The sequence below is a fragment of the Streptomyces sp. NPDC101219 genome, from assembly GCF_044767675.1.
Taxonomy (GTDB): domain Bacteria; phylum Actinomycetota; class Actinomycetes; order Streptomycetales; family Streptomycetaceae; genus Streptomyces.
Genome location: NZ_JBIWOK010000012.1, coordinates 128,853 through 147,293 on the forward strand (window position 1 = coordinate 128,853; position 18,441 = coordinate 147,293).

Consider the following 18,441-nt stretch of genomic DNA (forward strand, 5'->3'; position numbering starts at 1 on the left):
CGGGGGTTCATTTCACCCGTCGTTGTTGCGGGTAGTGACAGCTCTGTCACGCAGTGCGATGGTGCGGAGTATGACCCGTCACGGGGGCTTCGAGCCCGTCTTCTGCACCATCGTCCCGCCCCACGTCCTCGACCGGCTGGCGCAGGCCGACGACCCGGTGCTCGCCGGACCCGCGCGCCGCACCCTCCAGCGCGACGCCTACGAGCGCACCCAGCGCCGCGTGACCACGGTCGTCGGCGCCCGCGCCGTCGCCCCGCTCGCCGCCGAGCCGGGGACGCCGCACCGCACGGTCCACGACGCCGGTCACGGCACCGGTCTGCCCGGCCGGACCGTGCGCGCCGAGGGCGACGAGCCCGGCCAGGACGCCACCGTCAACCGCGCCTACGCGGGCCTGGGCGCCACCTTCGAGCTGCTGCTGTCGGCGTACGGGCGCGACTCGATCGACGGCGCCGGGATGCCCCTCGTCGCGACCGTGCACTACGACCGCGACTACAACAACGCCTTCTGGAACGGCGAGCAGATGGTGTTCGGCGACGGGGACGGGGAGATCTTCCTCGACTTCACCCTCCCGATCGACGTCATCGGCCACGAGCTGGCGCACGGCGTCACCCAGCACACCGCCAACCTGGCCTACTTCGACCAGTCCGGAGCGCTCAACGAGTCGGTGTCGGACGTCTTCGGCGCGCTCATCAAGCAGTACTCGCTGGGCCAGACCGCCGCCGAGGCCGACTGGCTGATCGGGGCCGGGCTGCTCGCCCCGCGGGTCACGGGCACGGCGCTGCGCTCCATGAAGGAGCCGGGCACGGCGTACGACGACGACGTCCTCGGCAAGGACCCGCAGCCCGCGACGATGGACGACTACGTCCGCACCGGCCGGGACAACGGCGGCGTGCACATCAACTCCGGCATCCCCAACCACGCCTTCTACCTGGCGGCGACCACGCTGGGCGGGCACGCCTGGGAGCGGGCCGGGCAGATCTGGTACGACGTGCTGACCGGCGGGGAGCTGCCGCAGGACGCGATGTTCACGGACTTCGCGACGCTGACGGTGAAGGCGGCGCGGGCCCGGTACGGGGAGGGCGAGGAGCTGCTGGCGGTGACGAAGGCGTGGGAGCGGGTCGGCGTGCGGACGCTGTAGCCCGCGCGCCGGGCCGGACGTGCGGGCGCACGCCGGCGCCGTGCGGCTCCCGCCGGGTAGGCGTGACGTCCCTTCTCGTACTAGACAGGAACCCATGCGTATTCAGGTGCGGCGCACGGGCGGGTTCGCGGGCATCGAGCGGGAGGCCGAGGTGGACACCGCGGGCCGGGCCGACGCCGCGGAGTGGCACACCCTGGCCGAGCGGGCGCTGGCCGCGGGCAGCGGGTCGCCGCCGATGGGCGTGCCGGACGGCTTCGGCTACCGGATCACGGTCGACGGCCGCACGGTGTACTGCGCGGACCCCCGCCTGACCGACGAGCAGCGCGCGCTGGTCGTCCGCGTGCTGAAGGAGGGCGCGTAGTGCTGAAGGAGGGCGCGTAACAGCCGTTTGCCGCCGGGGCGTTGACTTCGATGACCGGCGGTACGGATGATCCGTGCCATGGCGACGACGAACCCGGTCCCCCGTTTCCCGGACGGCTTCCTGTGGGGTGTGTCGACCTCGGCGCACCAGATCGAGGGGGCGGCCGACGAGCGTGAGGCGTCCGTGTGGGACGTGTTCACGGCCGAGCCGGGCCGGGTGCGGGACGGTTCGACCGCCGAGGTGGCCTGCGACCACGTCCACCGGCACACCGAGGACGTGGCGCTGCTGGCCGGGCTGGGCGTGGACGCGTACCGCTTCTCCGTGTCCTGGCCGCGGGTGCGGGCCCGGGGCGGGCTGGACTTCTACGACCGGCTGGTCGACGACCTGTGCGCGGCGGGGGTGCGGCCGGTGCCGACCCTGTTCCACTGGGACCTGCCGGCCGGGATGGACTGGCGGGAACGGGACACGGCCGAGCGGTTCGCCACGTACGTGGCCCGGGTCGCCGGGCGGCTCGGCGACCGGGTGACGAAGTGGATCACGCTCAACGAGCCCGCCGAGCACACCCTGCTGGGCCACGCCCTCGGCATCCACGCACCCGGGCTGAAGCTGCTGTTCGACGCGCTGCCGGTGGCCCACCACCAGCTCCTCGCGCACGGTCTCGCGGTCCGCGCACTGCGCGCGTCCGGTGCTCGCGACATCGGCATCGCCAACTCCCACGGCCCGACCTGGCCCGCGTCCCAGGATGCGGCGGACGTGGAGGCGGCCGGCTTCTACGACCTGCTGCTGAACCGGCTGTTCGCCGACCCGCTGCTGCTCGGGAGCTACCCGGACGGCCTCGGCGAGCTGATGCCCGGGGACGTGACGGCGGACCTGGAGGTCATCGCCGAACCCCTCGACTGGTACGGGATCAACTACTACGCGCCCACCCGCGTGGGCGCCCCCCAGGGCACCGAGATCGACTTCGGCGGGGTCCGGATGCCGGCCGAACTGCCCTTCTCCGTACGGGAGATCACCGGCCGACCGGTGACCGACTTCGGCTGGCCGGTGGTCCCGGAGGCGCTCACGGAGATCCTGACGGCCTTCCGCGACCGCTACGGCGACCGGCTCCCCCCGGTCGTCGTCACCGAGAACGGCTGCTCCTACGAGGGCGTCGACGACCCGGAGCGCATCGCCTACCTGGACGGCCACATCCGCGCCCTGCACCGGGCGCTGGAGGCGGGCGTGGACGTGCGGGGCTACTTCGTGTGGTCGCTGATGGACAACTTCGAGTGGGCCGAGGGCCATGCCCGCCGCTTCGGGCTGGTCCACGTCGACTTCGACACGCTGAAGCGCACGCCGAAGGCGTCGTACGCCTGGTACAGGGAGCTGCTGCGGCAGCAGCGCGGCTGACCCGCCGCCCGCCTCAGAACCCCAGCCGCCGCAGCTGCTTCGGGTCCCGCTGCCAGTCCTTGGCAACCTTCACGTGCAGGTCCAGGCTGCATCGACATGCGGCTACCGCCGCGCGGCGGCGTACCGAGCAGCGCCTCGATCCGCTCGCGGGACCGGACACCGACGCCCTTCAGGCGCTTGCCCCGACCCCGCCCGCCTCAGAACCCCAGCCGCCGCAGCTGCTTCGGACCCCGCTGCCAGTCCTTGGCAACCTTCACGTGCAGGTCCAGGCTGCATCGACATGCGGCTACCGCCACGCGGCGGCGTGCCGAACAGGGCCTCGATCCGCTCGCGGGACCGGACACCGACGCCCTTCAGGCGCCTGCTCCGACCCCGCCCGCCTCAGAACCCCAGCCGCCGCAGCTGCTTCGGGTCCCGCTGCCAGTCCTTGGCGACCTTCACGTGCAGGTCGAGGAAGACCGGGGTGCCGAGCAGGGCCTCGATCTGCTGGCGCGACCGGACGCCGACGTCCTTCAGGCGCTTGCCCTTGGGGCCGATGACGATGCCCTTCTGGCTGGGGCGCTCGATGAACAGGTTGGCGTGGATGTCGAGCAGGGGCTTGTCGGCGGGGCGGTCCTCGCGGGGGAGCATCTCCTCGACGACGACCGCGATGGAGTGCGGGAGTTCGTCGCGGACGCCCTCCAGGGCCGCCTCGCGGATCAGTTCCGCGACCATGACCTGTTCCGGTTCGTCGGTCAGGTCGCCCTCGGGGTAGAGGGCCGGGCCCTCGGGCATCAGCGGGATGAGGAGGTCGGCCAGCAGGCCGACCTGCTGGTTCGCCGTCGCGGAGACGGGCACGATCTCCGCCCAGGTGATGCCCAGCTCCTGACCCAGCCGGTCGACGGCGATCAGCTGCTCGGCCAGCGCCTTGTTGTCCACCAGGTCGGTCTTGGTGACGATGGCGACCTTGGGGGTCTTCTTGATCCCGGCGAGTTCCTTGGCGATGAACCGGTCGCCGGGGCCGATCTTCTGGTCGGCGGGGAGGCAGAAGCCGATCACGTCGACCTCGGCCCAGGTGGTGCGGACCACGTCGTTGAGCCGCTCGCCGAGCAGGGTGCGCGGCTTGTGCAGCCCGGGGGTGTCCACCAGGATCAGCTGCGCGTCCGGGCGGTGCACGATGCCGCGCACGGTGTGCCGGGTGGTCTGCGGCCGGTTCGAGGTGATCGCCACCTTCTGCCCGACCAGCGCGTTCGTCAGGGTGGACTTGCCCGCGTTGGGGCGGCCCACGAAGCAGGCGAAGCCGGCCCGGTGAACAGCTTCGACCGGCGGCTCGGATGACTGGGTACGAACGCTCATGCCGCCCATTGTCCCTGATCCCCCGACCCCCGCGGCACCATGCGCGCCCCGCGCTCGCGCGGCAGGCTCGGGCGCGGGGCCGGGCCGGACACCCGTGGGGGTCCGGCCCGGCGGTCCGCCCGGGCGGATCAGTCGAAGACGAACGGGCCCGGCGACTGCGGTGCCGTCGCCGTGCAGGTGATGGTGATGAAGCCGAACGCGGTCACCTTCAGGGTGCCGCCGAAGGCCTCCAGGGTGTCCCCGGAGGCTACGGTGCCGGTGAGGGGACCGACCTCGAGGGCGTCGCCGGTCGCCATGGCCGGGTTCTTGGTGCCCTTGAAGACGACGGTGCCGCCGCCCTCCTTCACCATCTTCAGCTCGGACGCCAGGGAGTCCTTGCCGATGGCCAGCGGTGCGGTGACCGCGGAGGTGTTGATGGTGACGGTGGCGGATGTGCCGTTCTGCGTCGCCGTCAGGGTGGCGTCGCCGCCGCCCCAGGTGCCGCAGTCGGCGTTGACGGTGGCCGACCCGGGGGCGACGGCCGCCGCGGCGGGGGCGAAGGCGAGTCCGCAGACCGCGAGGGTGCCTGCCGCCAGGGACAGGCCCAGTCCGTATCGCTTGCCTCTCATGGGATTCCGGCTCCCTTTCCGTGTGGGGGGAGTCCCGTGGGGGACTCCGGCGGGGGAACTGTGCGGGGAACTGATCGGCTGACGGGGTCCGGACCCGCTGCGCACCGGACCGACCTGACGTGGCATCAGATCGGCCCGGTTCCATTGATGCGCGAGAGGCAGCGCGCGACAAGGTTGAAATCTGGCCTATTTACCGCCGGTAACAGCAGGTGGGGTCAGCCCGCCGGCACCGTCTCCCGCACGGTCCCGTCGGGACCGGCCAGCAGCACCGGAGTGGCGGGCCCGCCCAGATCGCGTACCGCCGCGCGGTCCTCGTCCGTCACCCCACCGGCCTCGGTCACCACGGCCGCCGCCTCCAGGGACGTCGCCCCGGACGCCACCGCCATCGCCACCGCCGTCCGCAGGGCGCTCAGCCGGAGGGAGTCCAGGGCCACGGTGCCCGCGGCATACGTGCGGCCGTTCCCGTCACGCACGGCGGCACCCTCGGGCACGCCGTTGCGGGCCCGCGTGGAACGGGCCAGGGTGACGATCTTGTGGTCCTCGGGGTCGAGCGCGCTGCTGTCGGTCATGCCCCGAGCATACGGATCACGGCCGGTCCAGGCGCAGCCGGTCCGCGCGCGGCAGCCCGGCCACGACCAGGTCGTAGGAGTCCTCCACCAGCTCCCGGACGAGCCGGGCGGGCAGCGGGCCGTCCACCGTGACGGTGTTCCAATGACGCTTGTTCATGTGCCAGCCGGGGACGATCAGGCCGTGGTGCTGTGCCCGCAGGCGCACCGCGTCGTCCGGGTCGCACTTGAGGTTGACCTTCAGGGGCCGCGCGTCCAGGGCGGTCAGCGCGAACAGCTTGCCCAGGACCTTGAAGACGGAGGTCTCCGGGCCGAAGGGGAAGTCCTCGACGGCCGCGCCGAAGGACAGGCACAGGGCGCGCAGCTCCTGCGGGGTCATCCGGCCGGCTCCACGGGCTCCGGCGGCGGGGGCGGCGGGGCCACCGGCTCCACCAGCACCGTGACGATCTTGTTGCGGCGGCCGGCCGCCGCCTCCGCCGTCAGCCGCAGCGAGCGGCCGTCGGGGAGGTCGACCACGGACGACGCCTCGGCGATCGGCACCCGGCCGAGTGCCTTGGCGAGCAGGCCGCCGACGGTCTCCACGTCCTCGTCGTCGTACTCGTCCAGGTCGTACAGCTCACCGAGATCGGTGATGTCGAGGCGGGCGTTGACCCGGTAGCGGTCGTCGCCCAGTTCCTCGACCGGCGGGATCTCCCGGTCGTACTCGTCGGTGATCTCCCCGACGATCTCCTCCAGGATGTCCTCGATGGTGACGATGCCCGCGGTGCCGCCGTACTCGTCGACCGCGACGGCGACGTGGTTGCGCTCCTTCTGCATCTCGCGCAGCAGGTCGTCCGCGTTCTTGGTGTCCGGCACGAAGAACGCCGGGCGCATCGCGGTGGACACCAGCTCGTTCTCCGCGTCGCGGCTGATGTGCGTCTTGCGGGCCAGGTCCTTGAGGTAGACGATCCCGACGATGTCGTCCTCGTTCTCCCCGGTCACCGGGATGCGGGAGAAGCCGGAGCGCAGGGCGAGGGTGAGGGCCTGGCGGATCGTCTTGTAGCGCTCGATGACCACCAGGTCGGTGCGCGGCACCATCACCTCCCGCACCAGGGTGTCGCCCAGCTCGAAGACCGAGTGCACCATGCGGCGCTCCTCGTCCTGGATCAGCGACTCCTTCTCCGCGAGGTCCACCAGCGCGCGCAGCTCCGCCTCGGAGGCGAACGGGCCGCGCCGGAAGCCCCGGCCCGGGGTGAAGGCGTTGCCGATGAGGATCAGCAGGGAGGGGATCGGGCCCATGATCCGGGCCAGCGGCAGCAGGACGTACGCGGCGGCCGTGGCGGTGTTCAGCGGGTGCTGCCGGCCGATGGTGCGCGGGGAGACACCGACGGCCACGTAGGAGACGAGCACCATGACCGCTATGGCGACCAGCAGGGCCTCGGCGGTGCCGTCGAACTCCTGCAGACAGGCGTAGGTGACCAGGGCGGCGGCGGCCATCTCGCAGGCCACGCGGACCAGCAGAGCCACGTTGAGATACCGGGTCGGGTCGGCGGCGAGCTGCGCGAGCCCGGAGCTGCCCCGCCGCCCGGACCGGACGGCCTCCTCGGCGCGGAAGGTGGAGATCCGCGCGATGCCGGCCTCGGCGCAGGCGAACAGCCACGCGACGACGACCAGCGCGACCGCGCCGAGGAGGAGTCCGGGACTCATGACACGGTCGGCGCGGGGGACGGGCCGGTCAGGCCCTTCTCCGCGCGCCAGCCGTCCACGATGGCGGCCTGCAGGCCGAACATCTCGGCCTTCTCGTCGGGTTCCTCGTGGTCGTAGCCCAGCAGGTGCAGCACCCCGTGGACGGTGAGGAGCTGGAGCTCCTCGTCCATGGTGTGCTGCGTCGGCGCCTCGGCGCCCTGCCGGGCGGCGACCTCGGGGCAGAGCACGATGTCGCCGAGCAGACCCTGCGGGGGCTCGTCGTCGTCCTTGGACGGCGGACGCAGTTCGTCCATCGGGAACGACATGACGTCCGTGGGCCCCGGCAGGTCCATCCACTGGATGTGCAGCTGCTCCATGGCGCCGGCGTCCACGACGATCACCGAGAGCTCGGAGAGCGGGTGGATGCGCATGCGCGCCAGGGCGTAGCGGGCGATGTCGAGGATCGCCTGCTCGTCGACCTCGGTTCCGGACTCGTTGTTGACGTCGATCGACATCTGGTGCTCGGTCTACTTCCCCTTGTGCCCGGACCTGCCCCGGCCGCCCTTGTGGACGCCGTTCTGGGTGCCGTGCTCGCTGTCGTACTGCTCGTACGCGTCGACGATACGGCCCACCAGCCGGTGGCGGACGACGTCCTGCGAGGACAGGCGGGAGAAGTGGACGTCCTCGACGCCCTCCAGGATCTCCTGCACCTGCCGCAGGCCCGACTTGGTGCCGCTGGGCAGGTCGACCTGGGTGACGTCGCCCGTGATCACGATCTTCGAGTCGAAGCCGAGGCGGGTGAGGAACATCTTCATCTGTTCGGGGCTGGTGTTCTGGGCCTCGTCCAGGATGATGAAGGCGTCGTTGAGCGTCCTGCCGCGCATGTACGCCAGGGGGGCGACCTCGATGGTGCCCGCCGCCATCAGGCGGGGGATGGAGTCGGGGTCGAGCATGTCGTGCAGCGCGTCGTAGAGCGGGCGCAGATACGGGTCGATCTTCTCGTACAGGGTGCCCGGCAGGAAGCCGAGCCGCTCCCCCGCCTCGACCGCGGGCCGGGTCAGGATGATGCGGTTGACCTGCTTGGACTGCAGGGCCTGCACCGCCTTGGCCATGGCGAGATACGTCTTGCCGGTGCCGGCGGGGCCGATGCCGAAGACGATGGTGTGCTTGTCGATCGCGTCCACGTAACGCTTCTGGTTGAGCGTCTTGGGGCGGATCGTGCGCCCGCGCGAGGAGAGGATGTTCTGGGTGAGGACCTGCGCGGGGGTCTCCTGGCCGTCGCTCTCCCCGCTCTCAGTCGCCTTGAGCATGGCGATCGAGCGTTCCACCGCGTCCTCCGTCATCGGCTGTCCGGTGCGCAGCACCAGCATCATCTCGTCGAACACGCGCGACACGAGAGCGACCTCGCCCGGATCGCCGACCGCGCTGATCTCATTGCCCCGGACGTGGATGTCGGTCCCCGGGAAGGCCTTCTCGATCACGCGCAGGAGGGAGTCGCCGGATCCCAGCACGGTCACCATGGGGTGCTGGGCGGGGACGGTGAGCTGAACTCTCGCCTGCTCCTGCGCGGAGGTGTGAGCTGTGGGTGTCTGAGTCATGGGCCGGCGCTGAAGGCCTGCGATTCCTCCTCGTCAGGGCCGCGCAGCTGAGGGCGGCCTCGCGACTCCCAGGGTACGACGCGCGGGTGACAACGCCGAAGGGCTTTTCCGGGGGGTGTTCCCGCGTCAGGACGAGCTGCGGAAACCGATCGTGGGAACGGCCCGGCGCAGCGGCCAGCCGGACACCGGCTCCTCGGGGAGCAGGTCCTGGAGGAACGCGTAGCGCCCGAGCTCCGCCGCGTCCTCCCCCTGCACCGACCGCACCTCGTGCCACCACGCCGCGATCTCCGCCCAGCCGGGCGCCGACAGCGAACCGCCGAACTCCTGGACGGACAGGGCCGCGGTGAGGCCGCCGAAGGCGAGCCGGTCGGCCAGCGGCCAGCCGGCCAGGCTGCCGGCCACGAAACCGGCCACGAACACGTCGCCGGCCCCGGTGGGGTCCAGCGCCTCGACGGCGATGGCGGGCACCTCGGCCGTCTCCCCGGTCCGCCGGTCCACCGCGTACGCCCCGTCCGCGCCGAGGGTGACCACGGCGACCGGCACGTGGGCGGTGAGGGCGTGCGCGGCGGTGCGCGGACAGTCGGTGCCGGTGTAGCGCATGGCCTCCTCGGCGTTCGGCAGGAACGCCTCGCAGTGGCGCAGGTCGGGCAGCCCGGCCAGGGACCAGGTGCCGGTGTCGTCCCAGCCGACGTCGCCGAAGACGCGGGTGCCGCGGCTCGCCGCCTGCGCGATCCAGGGGGCGCTGCGGCCGGGGGTGAGGGAGGCGACGGCGGCCCGGGCGTGGGGCGGGCAGGTGGGGGCCGGCTCCTCGGGGGGCGGTTCGTGGCCGTGGGAGACCATGGTGCGCTCGCCCTCGTAGGCCATGGACACGGTGACCGGGGAGTGCCAGCCGGGGACGGTGCGGGAGGGGCCGAGGTCGATGCCTTCGCCTTGTTCGAGGGTGTCCCAGCAGTACTCGCCGTAGTGGTCGTCGCCGAAGGCCGCCGCGAGGGAGGTGCGCAGGCCGAGGCGGGCCAGGGCGGTGGCCATGTTGGCGACGCCGCCGGGGCTGGAGCCCATGCCGCGGGCCCAGGACTCGGTGCCGCGCACGGGGGCGGAGTCGAGGCCGGTGAAGATGATGTCGAGGAAGACGGTGCCGGTGAGGTAGACGTCGCAGCGGGGGTCGGCGGGGGTGCGCAGGGCGGCGAGCGGGTCGAGGTGGGTGCGGCGGTCCGGCCGCTGCGCCCGGCGGGCGGCGGTGTCGTCGCTGCTTCGTTCTCCGGCCGGCACGGTGGACGCCATCACGATGCGCTCCCTGACATGGTGCGGATCAGGCCAGTCTGCACCACGGCACCGACATCGCCACGGCGATCACGCCGGGAGCCGCTCCCACCTGGCGGAACCCCGGACGGGGAGGCGGGCGCCGACCTCTGTTACCCGGCCTGAGGATCCGCAAACACAAGAGTGGCGCGGATCACATCTGCATCGCTTCCGGAGCGCTTCTTCCGCTTGATACACATGGCCGGCGCGTTCCTGTCCGTCGACGGTCGTCGCTCCCACCTCGCCTTTTCGTACCGTCCCCTTCGCATGCCCCGGGAACGCCCGTGTTCGCCCCTCGCACCACTCCCTGGCCCCTCGTCGCCCTTTTCACGGCCGGGTACCTCGCCCCGTATCTGCTGCCCACCACCGTCGGACGGCTGGAACGCGGGCTGGACCTGTCCCCCACCCAGGCCGGCGCCGTCGGCAGCGCGCTGCTGCTGAGTTCCGCCCTCGCCGGGTTCCTGCTGGCCGCCCGCGTCGAACGGTTCGGGGCCCGCGCCCTGGCCCGGTGCGGTCTCGCCCTGGCCGTGCTCGGGTACGGCGGGGCCGCGCTCACCTCCGCCGTCCCGGCCGTCGTCGCCGGCGCGGTGATCGGCGGGTTCGGCTCCGGCACGGCGACGACCGTCGCGGCCACCCGGATCGCCGCCGAACCCGACCCGCACCGCGGCTCCACCCTCGGCCTGCTCAGCGTCTCCGCGCTCGCGGGCGTGGTGTACCTGACGGTGCCGCACCTCCCGGGTCACGGCCTCACGCTTGCCACCATCGCCCTGACCGCGCTCGCGGTGTGGCCGCTGACGTCGCGGCTGCCCGTCGCCGCGCCCGCCCCGCACCGGGCGGCGGCCCGCACCGGCCGTCTGCCGTACCGGCGTTCGGGTCCGGTGCTCGCGGGCGCCATGCTGCTCTGGTCGCTCGCGCAGAACGCCCTGTGGGGCATGAGCGGACGGATCGGCGTCACGCAGGCGCACCTCGGCGAACCCACCGTGGGCGTCGTCTTCGCCGCGTCCCTGGGCGCCGGACTGCTGGGCGTCCTCGCGGCCGGCGCGCTGGGCGCCCGGCTGGGCCGGGCGCTGCCGATCGGCGGCGGCACGGTCCTCATCGCGGGCTGCATCGCGCTCACCGCCTCCGCGACCGGGCTGGCCGGCTTCGCCGCCGGGGAGATCGCCTGGAACGCCGTCTACCCGGCGGTGCTGTCCTATCTGCTCGGGCTCGCCGCCTCGCTGGACCCGCGCGGCCGCTGGGCCGTGCTGGTCGGGTCGGCGTCGTCGCTGGGCACCGCCGCGGGGCCGCTGACCGGGAGCGTACTGTCCGCGCAGGCCGGCTTCCCGGTGATGGGAGCGGTGCTCGGCGCCGGCCTGCTGCTGGTGGCGGTGCCGCTGACCGCGGTCGCCCTGCACACCGGCGGGCGCCCGCTGCTGCCGGGCGCGGTCCGCCGCCGGGGCGGGCACCCGGCGGCCGTGGTGGTCGCCGCTGCCCCCGGCACCCCGGCGGGCGCGGTACCGGAGGTCGGCGCCCCCGAGCAGGAGGTCGTGGAGATCCCCCTCGACGGCACGCCCGCCCCGGCCCGGGGTGCCTACGGCACGGCGGCGGCCGCCCGGGCGCCGGGGGCGGTGTGAGCCGGGGGCCGTGGGAGCCGGGGGTCGGACGCCCACCGCCCGCGCCCCCGGGGTGCTCTGAGGCGCCGCCCGGCGAGGGCCGGCCGCGGTCAGTCGAACCGGTAGGCCTCCACCTCGGCCAGGTACCGCGCCCGGCGCTCCTCGTCGTCGTCGAGGAACGCGGCGAGGAAGGAGTTGCGGGCCAGTTCGCGCAGGCGTTCCGGGCCCAGGCCCAGGGTCTCGCGCACCGCGTCGAAGGTGTCGCCGGCGTACCCGCCGAAGTAGGCCGGGTCGTCGGAGTTCACCGTGCACATCAGGCCCGCGTCCAGCATCGCGGGCAGCGGGTGGTCGGCCAGTGTGCCGACCACCCGCAGGCGGACGTTGGACAGCGGGCACACGGTCAGCGGGATCCGCTCGCGCACCAGCCGCCGCACCAGGGCCGGGTCCTCCACGCAGCGCAGCCCGTGGTCGACGCGTTCGACGCCGAGCACGTCCAGGGCCTCGGTGATGTACGCGGGCGGCCCCTCCTCCCCGGCGTGGGCGACCCGGCGCAGCCCCAGCGCGGCGGCGGCCTCGTACACCTCGCGGAACTTCGACGGCGGGTGGCCGGCCTCCGCCGAGTCGAGGCCGACGCCGGTGATGCGGTCCAGGTGGGGGCGGGCGGCCTCCAGGGTCGCCAGGGCGGACGCGGCGGACTCGTCGCGCAGGAAGCACATGATCAGGCGGGTGGACACGCCGTGCCGCTGCTCGCTGCGGCCCAGCGCCCGCCAGAGCCCGTCGACCACGGTGTCCATGGCGACCCCGCGCGCCAGGTGCGCCTGCGGGTCGAAGAAGATCTCCGCGTGCCGGACGCCCTGGGCGGCGGCGCGGGCGAGGTAGGCGTCGGCGAGGTCCTCGAAGTCCCGCTCCGTGCGCAGCACCGCCATCAGCTCGTAGTACAGGTCGAGGAAGGACTGCAGGTCCTGGAACCGGTACGCCTCGCGCAGCGCCTCGGTGCCGGCGTAGGGCAGGGTGAGGCCGTTGCGGGCGGCGAGCCCGAAGGCCAGCTCGGGTTCGAGCGTGCCTTCGATGTGCAGGTGCAGTTCGGCTTTCGGTACGGGCATCGGAGCATCGTACGGCCGGATGCCTGCGGACCCCGTCAGCGGCGCTTGGGGAGCGGCACTCTCAGCAGGTCGTGGGCCACGGTCAGTTCGCCGTCGAAGCCGGCGGCCCGGGCCTGCCGCTCGAAGGCGTCGGGCTCGGAGTAGCGCTGGCTGAAGTGGGTGAGGACGAGGTGGTGCACGCCCGCGTCCCGGGCGACCCGGGCGGCCTGACCGGCCGTCAGATGGCCGTGGTCGGCGGCGAGTTGCTCGTCCTCGTCGAGGAAGGTCGACTCGATGACGAGCAGGTCGCAGCCCTCGGCGAGCGCGTGCACCCCGTCGCACAGCCGGGTGTCCATGACGAACGCGAACGACTGGCCGCGCCGTACCTCGCTGACATCCTCCAGCCGGACGCCGTCGAGCTCGCCGTCCCGCTGGAGGCGGCCGATGTCCGGGCCCGTGATGCCGTGCGCGGCGAGCCGGTCCGGGAGCATGCGGCGCCCGTCGGGCTCGGTGAGCCGGTAGCCGTAGGACTCCACGGGGTGGGAGAGGCGGCGTGCTGCGAGCGTGTAGCCGGGGGTGCGGGCGATGGGGCCGTCCGTGTCCACGGGGGCCTCGGTGAGGGCGACGGTCTCGCGGTAGGCGGTGGCGTAGCGCAGCCGGTCGAAGAAGCGCTGCCCGGAACGCGGGTAGTGGGCGGTGATCTCGTGCGGGACCCGGTCCAGGTTGATGCGCTGGATGACGCCGGCGAGGCCGAGGGAGTGGTCGCCGTGGAAGTGCGTGACGCAGATCCGGTTCAGGTCGTGGGCGGCGACCCCGGCGCGCAGCATCTGCCGCTGCGTGCCCTCGCCGGGGTCGAACAGGATGCCCTCGCCGTCCCAGCGCAGCAGGTAGCCGTTGTGGTTGCGGTGCCGCGTGGGGACCTGGCTGGCCGTGCCGAGCACGACCAGTTCGCGTACGGACATGTGACGGCCCGGACTATCCGGGGGGCCATTCGAGGCCGCGGCCGCCCAGCACGTGGGCGTGCGCGTGCCAGACGGTCTGGCCCGCGCCGCTGCCCGTGTTGAACACGATGCGGTAGCTCTCCAGTTGCTCCTGGTCGGCGACGGCCTGCGTCTCGCGCAGCACGTCCGCGGCGATGTCGGGTGCCGCCGCGGCGAGGGCCGCCGCGTCCTGGTGGTGCGCCCTGGGGATCACCAGGACGTGGGTGGGCGCCTGGGGGTTGATGTCCCGGAACGCGACGGTCGTGTCCGTCTCGCGGACGATCGTCGCCGGGATCTGTCCTGCGACGATCTTGCAGAACAGGCAGTCGTCCTGCGGCTCGCCTGCCATGGGTGTGCCTCCTCGGCCCCGGTTGATCGCTTACCGGGGCATCGTAGCCGTCGCCGTCGTCGCCGGTGTCCGCGTCAGGGCAGTGCCGGGGGCTGCTTCGCCGGGTTGTCGTCGAGGGCGGCCAGCGCGATCCGGACGGCCTCGTCGAGCTGCGGGTCGCGGCCCGCCGCGTGGTCCTGCGGGCGCCGCACCACCTCGATGTCGGGGTCGACGCCGTGGTTCTCCACGCCCCAGCCGTACCCCTCCAGCCAGAAGGCGTACTTGGGCTGGGTGACGAGGGTGCCGTCGACCAGGCGGTAGCGGCTGTCGATGCCGATCACGCCGCCCCAGGTGCGGGTGCCGACCACCGGGCCGATGCCGAGGGCCTTGATCGCCGCGTTGACGATGTCGCCGTCGGAGCCGGAGAACTCGTTGGCGACGGCGACGACGGGGCCGCGCGGCGCGTCCCGCGGGTAGGACTCGGGCCGTATGCCGCGGGGCACGTTCCAGCCGACGATCCGCCGGGCCAGCTTCTCCACCACCAGCTGGGAGGTGTGCCCGCCCCGGTTCTCCCGCACGTCGACCACCAGGCCCTCGCGGGTCACCTCGACGCGCAGGTCGCGGTGGATCTGCGCCCAGCCGGGGGCCTGCATGTCGGGGACGTGGATGTAGCCGAGGCGGCCGCCGGACGTCTCGTGCACGTACGCCCGCCGGTCGGTGACCCAGGCGTGGTAGCGCAGCGGCTCCTCGTCGGCGACGGGGACGACGACCGCGTGGCGCGGCTCGCCGCCGCCGGCCGGGGAGACCGTCAGCTCGACCGGCCGGCCGGCCGTGCCGACCAGCAGCGGGGCCGGTCCGGTGACGGGGTCGACGGGCTGTCCGGCGACGGCGACGATCGCGTCGCCGGGGCGGACGGCCACGCCGGGCGCGGCGAGCGGGGAGCGGGCGTCCGGGTCGGAGGTCTCCGAGGGGAGGATGCGGTCGACCCGCCAGCTGCCGTCCTCGTGGCGGGAGATGTCCGCGCCGAGCAGGCCCTGCCGGGCGCCGTCACCGTATCCGCCGCGGGGCGTGACGTAGGCGTGCGAGGTGCCGAGCTCGCCCTGCACCTCCCAGAGGAGGTCGACGAGGTCGTCGTGGGTGGCGAGGCGGTCGAGGACGGGACGGTAGCGGTCGAGGACGGCGGTCCAGTCGACGCCGTTGAGCTCCGGGTGCCAGTAGTGGTCCCGCATGATGCGGCCCGCCTCGTCGAACATCTGCCGCCACTCGGCGGCCGGGTCGACGAACTGGCGGACCCGGCCGAGGTCGACGGTGATGTTGCCGTCGCTGTCGTCGTCGCCGGGCGCGCGCCGGTCGCTGGGCACGACCTTGAGCCGCCCGTCGGTCCACAGCAGCACCCGCTTGCCGTCGCCGCTGACCTCGAAGTGGTCGGCGTCCACGGCGAGGTGCTCGACCCGGTGCTGGGCGAGGTCGTAGCGCTCCAGCTCCGTCTTGGGGTCGGGGTCGTCGGGTGTGGCCCGGGAGGCGCCGAGCACCCCGGTCACCGGGTGCCGCAGCCACAGCACCCCGTCCTTGGCGGCCCGCAGGTTGGAGTAGCGGGCGGCCTCGACGGGGAACGGCACGATCCGGTCGGCGAGCCCGTCGAGGTCGATCCGGGTGGTCGGGGTGCCCTCGCTGTCGGGGGTCTCCTCCCGGTCCGGCGTCTCGAAGGGCCGGCCGTGGCGCTGCGGGCCGAACGGCGACGGGGTGGTCGCGGCCAGCGTGATCAGGTGCGGCCGGGCGCCCTCGACGAACGCCAGGTCGAAGACGTGCTCGTCGTAGACCGGGTCGAAGGAGCGGGTGGACAGGAACGCCAGGTGCTTGCCGTCGAGGGTGAAGGCGGGCGCGTAGTCCTGGAAGCGCAGCGGGGTGGCCTCGGTGACCGACAGGTCGGTGGTGTTGGCGAGGCGGAGCTGGCTGAGCGGACGCGGGCCGGGGTGGGACCAGGCGAGCCAGGCGGAGTCGGGCGAGAACACCAGCCCGGAGACGTCGCCGTCGGCGCTGCGGTCGACCTCGCGGACCTCGCCGGTCTCCCGCTCGACGAGGAGCACACGGCCGTCGTGGGAGGCGACGGCGGCCCGGCTGCCGTCGGGCGCCATGGCCAGTTCCAGCACGCGGCCGAGCCGGCCGGCGGCGATCCGGCGGGGGGTGGCGCCCGGGGCGAGCCCGGTGGCGGGCGCGAACTCCAGGGCGTCGTCGCCCTCGGCGTCGGTCACCCACACCACCCATTCCTCGCCGTCCGCGCGGAAGGTGCGCGGGCGCCGGGCCCGGACACCCGGTGTCGCGGCCAGGGCGCGGGCGGGTCCGGAGCGGTGGGTGACCCAGTGGATGCTGCCGCGGACGCTGACGGCGCTGCCGCGCGCGGTGTGGTCGGGGGACGCGGAGCCGAACCAGCGTCCGGCGTTCAGCGGGAAGGGCTGGAGGTCGACGCGCTGGCCGCCGAGCCGGATGTCGAGGCGGCGCGGCTCGGCGCCGTCCAGGTCGTCCAGCGTCCACAGCTCACCGGCGGCGCAGTACACGACGCGGCGGCCGTCGGTGGCGGCGTGGCGGGCGTAGAAGCCCCCGAGGGGCGTGTGGCGGCGCAGGTCGGAGCCGTCGGCGAGGGAGGAGTACAGCGCGCCGGTGCCCTCGTGGTCGGAGAGGAACGCAATCCGGTCACCGACCCACAGCGGGTACTCGATGTTCCCGTCGAGATCCTCGTGGAGGCGGACGAAGTCGCCGTCGCCCTCGCGGTCGATCCACAGCTTGCCCGCGGTGCCGCCCCGGTAGCGCTTCCACCAGGCGGCCTCGCGGCCCATCTGCGCGGACAGCAGCACGGTGGCCGGTCCCGGGGCGACGTCGCCGACGGGACCGTACGGCAGGGTGGTGGCGGGTCCGCCGTCTAGCGGGACCGCGTGCGCCCAGGTGCGGCGCAGGCTGGCCTGCCCGTGGGTGCTGGTCGCCAGCACCCGCCCGTCCGGGGTCCAGCCGCGCACCTGCGTCTTGTGGCTCCCCCAGTACGTCAGGCGCCGGGCGGGGCCGCCGTCGACGGGGGCGACGTGCACCTCGGGGGCGCCGTCGCGGGTGGAGGTCCAGGCGACGGTGGTGCCGTCGGGCGAGATGCGCGGATGGGTCACCGGCACGTTCTCGGCGCTCACCCGCCAGGCCCGGCCACCGCCGTCGAGCGGGGCGAGCCACACGTCGTCCTCGGCGGTGAAGGCGACCAACTCGCCGTGCGGGTGCGGGAAGCGGAGATACGCGGCGGATGCGACCGGAGCAGGCTGTGTCACCCGATCACCCTATGCACGCGGCGGCGGCCCCGGCCAGGGATTTCGATCACTTGCCCTCGACGGGACGGCACGACGGGTACTGCTCGCACCACACGGTGGTGGTGACGGTCACGGTGACGGTGGGACGGGCGCCGTCCCCGCCGGGCTGCCCCACGGGCGAGGGACTGGCGGCGTCGCAGTCACCGAGTCCGTCGACCCGGAACCGCTGTCTGCCGTCGACCTTCGCGGTGATGTTCCCGCGCACGCAGGCGCCGTTGACGGCGTGGGTGACCCGGCCGGTGACGGTGATGTCCTTGCCGTCGTCGGTCTCGCCCTCGCAGTCCACGGCGGCGACGGTCCGCTCGCCCGGGGAGGACGAGGCGCCGCCGCCGTCCTCGTTCCCGAAGGAGGCGGTGCAGTTCAGCCACCGGACACCGGCCTTGCGCCGTTCCAGTTCCTCGGTCACGGTCTCGTCCGTGGTGTACGCCACGGCGGCGGAACTCAGCCCGCCCGGCTCGCACGCCACGAGGCCGCCCACGGCGAGCACCGCTCCCCCCGCCATGAGCACCGGCCTCAGCCAACTCCCCACCAGCACCCGCATGGACGGCAGACTGCCACCGTCCCGGGCGCGGCGGTAGGGCGCATTCGGCCCGATACGAGCCCCCTGTCGCGGATCCGGCGGGTCCGGCGGCTACGGCCGCTACGGCGAGTACGGCGGGCGCCGGCCGTTGGCGGTCCGGCGAGTACGGCGGGCGCCCACCGCCCGCGGTCCGGCGGGTGCGGGCGGGCCACGGAACCCTCCGGTGCCGGACGGAGGCGGCGCGTTGCGCGAGCCGGACCCTTCTGAGCCGGGCGCAGGGCGACGCGGTCCGCGTGCCGAACCCTCCCGTGCCGCGCGGAGGTGGCACGCTCCGCGAGCCGAACCCTCCGGCACCGGGCGCAGGACGACGCGATCCACGGGCCGAGCCCCCCGGCACCGGGCGCAGAACGACGCGATCCGCGAGCCGAACCCTCCCGTGCCGCGCGGAGGTGACACCCTCCGCGAGCCGAACCCCCCGGCACCGGGCGCAGGACGACGCGATCCACGGGCCGAACCCCCCGGCACCGGGCGCAGGACGACCCGATCCACGGGCCGAGCCCCCCGGCACCGGGCGCAGAACGACGCGATCCGCGAGCCGAACCCTCCCGTGCCGCGCGGAGGTGACACCCTCCGCGA

General features: G+C 73.7%; 17 protein-coding genes. 4 read left to right on the plus strand and 13 right to left on the minus strand.

What is annotated here, in order from left to right; translation table 11 throughout:
• Positions 1-70 precede the first annotated feature (70 nt).
• From ACIRPP_RS23620 to ACIRPP_RS23630, 3 genes are all read left to right on the plus strand, one after another.
• A complete protein-coding gene (locus ACIRPP_RS23620; protein ID WP_403646207.1) occupies positions 71-1,138 on the plus strand; it encodes a M4 family metallopeptidase in 1,068 nt (355 codons plus the stop codon).
• Between the two features lie 94 nt (positions 1,139-1,232).
• Positions 1,233-1,499, plus strand: coding sequence for a protealysin inhibitor emfourin (locus ACIRPP_RS23625; RefSeq protein WP_403646209.1), 267 nt, complete (start codon positions 1,233-1,235; stop codon positions 1,497-1,499).
• A gap of 78 nt (positions 1,500-1,577) precedes the next feature.
• Positions 1,578-2,888: a GH1 family beta-glucosidase gene (locus ACIRPP_RS23630; protein ID WP_403646212.1), complete on the plus strand. Its 1,311-nt coding sequence runs from the start codon at positions 1,578-1,580 to the stop codon at positions 2,886-2,888.
• Between the two features lie 381 nt (positions 2,889-3,269).
• Here ACIRPP_RS23630 and era read toward each other — a convergent pair whose 3' ends face one another.
• The 8 genes from era to ACIRPP_RS23670 form a co-directional block, all read right to left on the minus strand.
• Complete coding sequence (gene era / locus ACIRPP_RS23635) at positions 3,270-4,223, minus strand: GTPase Era (protein WP_403646215.1); 954 nt, start codon at positions 4,221-4,223, stop codon at positions 3,270-3,272.
• 128 nt (positions 4,224-4,351) lie between these two features.
• Positions 4,352-4,831 carry a hypothetical protein gene (locus tag ACIRPP_RS23640; protein ID WP_403646218.1) on the minus strand — a complete coding sequence of 160 codons (480 nt, stop codon included), beginning with the start codon at positions 4,829-4,831 and terminating at the stop codon, positions 4,352-4,354.
• Positions 4,832-5,046: 215 nt separating this feature from the next.
• Entirely contained in the window at positions 5,047-5,400 is a 354-nt protein-coding gene (locus ACIRPP_RS23645) for a cytidine deaminase (RefSeq protein ID WP_403646221.1), read from the minus strand.
• A gap of 16 nt (positions 5,401-5,416) precedes the next feature.
• Entirely contained in the window at positions 5,417-5,776 is a 360-nt protein-coding gene (locus ACIRPP_RS23650; protein WP_403646223.1) for an MmcQ/YjbR family DNA-binding protein, read from the minus strand.
• Entirely contained in the window at positions 5,773-7,083 is a 1,311-nt protein-coding gene (locus ACIRPP_RS23655; RefSeq protein WP_403646226.1) for a hemolysin family protein, read from the minus strand. The genes ACIRPP_RS23650 and ACIRPP_RS23655 overlap by 4 nt, the downstream gene beginning before the upstream one ends.
• Positions 7,080-7,577 (minus strand): rRNA maturation RNase YbeY, encoded by a 498-nt coding sequence (gene ybeY, locus ACIRPP_RS23660; protein ID WP_164333491.1) that lies wholly within the window; start codon positions 7,575-7,577, stop codon positions 7,080-7,082. Before ybeY ends, ACIRPP_RS23655 begins: the two co-directional genes overlap by 4 nt.
• A 12-nt stretch (positions 7,578-7,589) precedes the next feature.
• Positions 7,590-8,660 (minus strand): PhoH family protein, encoded by a 1,071-nt coding sequence (locus ACIRPP_RS23665; RefSeq protein ID WP_403646229.1) that lies wholly within the window; start codon positions 8,658-8,660, stop codon positions 7,590-7,592.
• A gap of 126 nt (positions 8,661-8,786) precedes the next feature.
• The gene (locus tag ACIRPP_RS23670; RefSeq protein WP_403646232.1) at positions 8,787-9,944 is read right to left on the minus strand and encodes a carbohydrate kinase family protein; all 1,158 of its coding nucleotides are present in this window, start codon (positions 9,942-9,944) and stop codon (positions 8,787-8,789) included.
• Positions 9,945-10,243: 299 nt separating this feature from the next.
• Here ACIRPP_RS23670 and ACIRPP_RS23675 point away from each other — a divergent pair, with 299 nt between their 5' ends.
• The gene (locus ACIRPP_RS23675; protein WP_403646235.1) at positions 10,244-11,572 is read left to right on the plus strand and encodes an MFS transporter; all 1,329 of its coding nucleotides are present in this window, start codon (positions 10,244-10,246) and stop codon (positions 11,570-11,572) included.
• Positions 11,573-11,661: 89 nt separating this feature from the next.
• On the opposite strand, the gene ACIRPP_RS23680 is transcribed toward ACIRPP_RS23675, so the two are convergent.
• The 5 genes from ACIRPP_RS23680 to ACIRPP_RS23700 all read right to left on the minus strand — a co-directional run bounded on the left by ACIRPP_RS23680 (position 11,662) and on the right by ACIRPP_RS23700 (position 17,826).
• Positions 11,662-12,654, minus strand: coding sequence for an adenosine deaminase (locus ACIRPP_RS23680; protein ID WP_403646238.1), 993 nt, complete (start codon positions 12,652-12,654; stop codon positions 11,662-11,664).
• 35 nt (positions 12,655-12,689) lie between these two features.
• On the minus strand, positions 12,690-13,595 hold the full coding sequence (locus ACIRPP_RS23685; protein ID WP_403646241.1) for a ribonuclease Z: 906 nt from the start codon (positions 13,593-13,595) through the stop codon (positions 12,690-12,692).
• 13 nt (positions 13,596-13,608) lie between these two features.
• Entirely contained in the window at positions 13,609-13,962 is a 354-nt protein-coding gene (locus ACIRPP_RS23690; protein ID WP_403646243.1) for an HIT domain-containing protein, read from the minus strand.
• 74 nt (positions 13,963-14,036) lie between these two features.
• Positions 14,037-17,246, minus strand: a complete 3,210-nt coding sequence (locus ACIRPP_RS23695) for a S41 family peptidase (protein ID WP_403646246.1) — start codon at positions 17,244-17,246, stop codon at positions 14,037-14,039.
• 46 nt (positions 17,247-17,292) lie between these two features.
• The gene (locus tag ACIRPP_RS23700; protein ID WP_403646248.1) at positions 17,293-17,826 is read right to left on the minus strand and encodes a hypothetical protein; all 534 of its coding nucleotides are present in this window, start codon (positions 17,824-17,826) and stop codon (positions 17,293-17,295) included.
• Positions 17,827-18,441 lie beyond the last annotated feature (615 nt).

What these genes read in the sequence shown, in the direction of transcription:
- ybeY (WP_164333491.1), bottom strand. Translation starts at nt 7,577, where the DNA reads ATGTCGATCGACGTCAACAACGAGTCCGGAACCGAGGTCGACGAGCAG.
- ACIRPP_RS23625 (WP_403646209.1), top strand. Translation starts at nt 1,233, where the DNA reads ATGCGTATTCAGGTGCGGCGCACGGGCGGGTTCGCGGGCATCGAGCGG.
- ACIRPP_RS23655 (WP_403646226.1), bottom strand. Translation starts at nt 7,083, where the DNA reads ATGAGTCCCGGACTCCTCCTCGGCGCGGTCGCGCTGGTCGTCGTCGCG.
- ACIRPP_RS23620 (WP_403646207.1), top strand. Translation starts at nt 71, where the DNA reads ATGACCCGTCACGGGGGCTTCGAGCCCGTCTTCTGCACCATCGTCCCG.
- ACIRPP_RS23640 (WP_403646218.1), bottom strand. Translation starts at nt 4,831, where the DNA reads ATGAGAGGCAAGCGATACGGACTGGGCCTGTCCCTGGCGGCAGGCACC.
- ACIRPP_RS23645 (WP_403646221.1), bottom strand. Translation starts at nt 5,400, where the DNA reads ATGACCGACAGCAGCGCGCTCGACCCCGAGGACCACAAGATCGTCACC.
- ACIRPP_RS23690 (WP_403646243.1), bottom strand. Translation starts at nt 13,962, where the DNA reads ATGGCAGGCGAGCCGCAGGACGACTGCCTGTTCTGCAAGATCGTCGCA.
- ACIRPP_RS23680 (WP_403646238.1), bottom strand. Translation starts at nt 12,654, where the DNA reads ATGCCCGTACCGAAAGCCGAACTGCACCTGCACATCGAAGGCACGCTC.
- era (WP_403646215.1), bottom strand. Translation starts at nt 4,223, where the DNA reads ATGAGCGTTCGTACCCAGTCATCCGAGCCGCCGGTCGAAGCTGTTCAC.
- ACIRPP_RS23630 (WP_403646212.1), top strand. Translation starts at nt 1,578, where the DNA reads ATGGCGACGACGAACCCGGTCCCCCGTTTCCCGGACGGCTTCCTGTGG.
- ACIRPP_RS23650 (WP_403646223.1), bottom strand. Translation starts at nt 5,776, where the DNA reads ATGACCCCGCAGGAGCTGCGCGCCCTGTGCCTGTCCTTCGGCGCGGCC.
- ACIRPP_RS23665 (WP_403646229.1), bottom strand. Translation starts at nt 8,660, where the DNA reads ATGACTCAGACACCCACAGCTCACACCTCCGCGCAGGAGCAGGCGAGA.
- ACIRPP_RS23700 (WP_403646248.1), bottom strand. Translation starts at nt 17,826, where the DNA reads ATGCGGGTGCTGGTGGGGAGTTGGCTGAGGCCGGTGCTCATGGCGGGG.
- ACIRPP_RS23685 (WP_403646241.1), bottom strand. Translation starts at nt 13,595, where the DNA reads ATGTCCGTACGCGAACTGGTCGTGCTCGGCACGGCCAGCCAGGTCCCC.